This window comes from Streptomyces sp. NPDC043176 (assembly GCF_056436715.1).
In genome coordinates this window covers 1-2608 of record NZ_JBWKCA010000059.1, presented here as the reverse complement: position 1 = coordinate 2608, position 2608 = coordinate 1, and the positions used below count along the sequence as shown (strand labels likewise).

General features: G+C 69.5%; 2 protein-coding genes. Both read right to left on the bottom strand.

Features of this window, described 5'->3' with window-relative positions; genetic code table 11:
- Positions 1-1676 (bottom strand): type I polyketide synthase (locus AC067A_RS37355; protein ID WP_479248151.1); only part of this gene is annotated, 1676 nt, incomplete at its 3' end.
- A 26-nt stretch (positions 1677-1702) separates the two neighbouring features.
- Positions 1703-2608 (bottom strand): acyl carrier protein (locus AC067A_RS37350; protein WP_479248148.1); only part of this gene is annotated, 906 nt, incomplete at its 5' end.

Genomic DNA, 2608 nt, shown 5'->3' with positions numbered 1-2608 from the left:
GGGCTCGACTCACCGCGGGCCAGGGCCTCCAGACCGGCCACCGCCCCCTCACGATCCGCCGCCACCACCACGGCACGATCCGCCAGGGCACCACGAGTCGTCGCCAAAGACCGCGCGATACCGGCGAGTTCGTCCTCACCGCGCTCCGACAGGAACCCGGCCAGCCGGGCGGCCTGACCCGCCAGAGCAGCCTGGCCACGCCCCGAGACGAGCAGCGGCACGACACCGCCGAACACAGCGGAGCCCTCCCCCGAGGGGAGAGTCTGCTCGGGCGCCTGCTCCAGGATGACGTGCGCATTGGTACCACTGACACCGAAGCTGGACACGGCCGCACGACGGGGGCGACCGCTTTCGGGCCACTGCCGGGCCTCGGTGAGCAGTTCCACCGCACCCGCCGACCAGTCCACCTGAGGAGTCGGCTCATCGACGTGCAGCGTGCGCGGCAGGACACCGTGACGCATCGCCTGCACCATCTTGATCACACCCGCCACACCCGCAGCCGCCTGCGTGTGACCGATGTTCGACTTCAACGACCCAAGCCACAACGGCTGCCCCGCGTCACGACCCTGACCATAAGTCGCCAACAGCGCCTGGGCCTCGATCGGATCACCCAACGGCGTCCCGGTGCCGTGCGCCTCCACCACGTCGACCTCGGTGGCGGACAGGCCCGCGTTCGCCAACGCACGCCGGATCACCCGCTGCTGCGAGGGACCGTTCGGCGCGGTCAGCCCATTCGACGCACCATCCTGATTCACCGCCGAACCCCGCACCACCGCCAGCACCCGGTGCCCGTTACGAACCGCGTCCGACAACCGCTCCAGGACCAGCACACCCGCACCCTCGGCCCAGCCGGTGCCGTCGGCAGAAGACGAGAACGCCTTGCACCGGCCATCGGCGGCCAGCGCACGCTGGCGCGAGAAGTCGACGAACACGTCGGGGGCGGCCATCACCGTGACGCCGCCGGCCAGCGCCAACGAAGACTCCCCCGACCGCAGCGACTGCGCCGCCAGGTGCAAGGTCACCAGGGAGGAGGAGCAGGCGGTGTCCAGGGTCACCGCCGGGCCCTCAAGCCCGAGCACGTACGACACCCGGCCCGACAGCACGCTCCCCGCACCACCCGTGGCCAGGTAGCCCTCGACACCCTCGGGGGCACCGCCCACTTCGTCCGTGTTCCCGACCGCGTAATCGTGGTACATGTACCCGGTGAAGACGCCGACGGGCTTGCCGCGCAGGGTGGCCGGGGCCAGGCCGGCCCGTTCCAGCGCCTCCCAGGAGATCTCCAGCATCAGCCGCTGCTGCGGGTCCATCGCCAGCGCCTCACGCGGCGAGATCCCGAAGAACCCCGCATCGAACTCCGCCGCGTCGTGCAGGAACCCGCTCTCGCGGCAGTAGCTCGTGCCCAGGTGCTCCGGATCCGGGTGATACAGAGCCTCCAGGTCCCAGCCACGGTCCTCCGGGAAGCCCGAGATCGCGTCGGTCTCCTCGTCCACCAGACGCCACAGCTCCTCCGGAGAGGACACACCGCCCGGGTAACGGCAGGCCATGCCGACGATCGCGATCGGCTCGGAATTGGCGGCGACCGCCTCGTCGTACTGCCGCTGAAGGCGTGTGTTCTCCTTCAACGAAGCGCGCAGTGCGTCGACAATCTGCCCGCTCTGGACATCCCGATCGTTCATGATTACTTCGCCTTTCAAGTTGCCGATCACGACTGGGTGTTGCCCAGGGCTCGCTGTACGAGATCGCCGATGTTCATTCCGTCGATCAGGTCCAGTTCTTCGTCGACGCTCGCCGCCGGCTCTGATTCCTGCCCGGCCACTTCCGAGCGGGCCAGCGACAACAGGACGTCGAGCACCCCGGCCGCACGGAGTCGGTCTATCGGAACGGTGGCCAGGGCCCGGCGGATTTCCGTCTCGCTGCTCTCGGCCTCGTCTACGGCGCCGCCGTCCAACTCGTCCCGGAGGTAGGCCATCAGAGCCATCGGTGTGGGGTGGTCGAAGATCAACGTGGTGGGCAGACGCAGTCCGCTCAGGCCGGACAGGCTGTTGCGCAGTTCGACCGCGGTGAGGGAATCGAAGCCGATCTCGTTCAGGGCCCGTTCCGGCTCCAGCTGATCCGGCGAGGCGAAGCCGAGCACGGCCGCCGCCGCCTGCTGCACCGTCTCCAGCAGAATCCGTTCCCGCTCGTCCGGGGAGACTCCGGCCAGTCGCTGGAGCAGACCGTCCGCGTTCGCCGCGCCACTCTGCGCGGAACGCCTGCCGGCCGGAACCAACGCCCGCAGCAGCGCCGGCAGCCTTCCCATCCCGGCCTGATTCCGCAGCTCGGCGAAGTCCAGACCCACCAGTACCAGAGCGGGTGTCGGCGACTGAAGCGCCGCGTCGAACAGGCCCATCCCCTCTTCGGCGGACAGTCCGATGATGCCGCCCCGGGCCATGCGCTGCTGATCGACGTCGCTCAGGCTCGTGTTCATCTCCGTCGCCTGCGACCACAGGCCCCAGGCGAGTGAGGAGGCGGCAAGACCAGCCGCCCGGCGACGCTGCGCCAACGCGTCCAAAAAGGCGTTCGCCGCCGCGTAGTTACCCTGTCCCGGCGCCTGGAACGTACCCGCCGC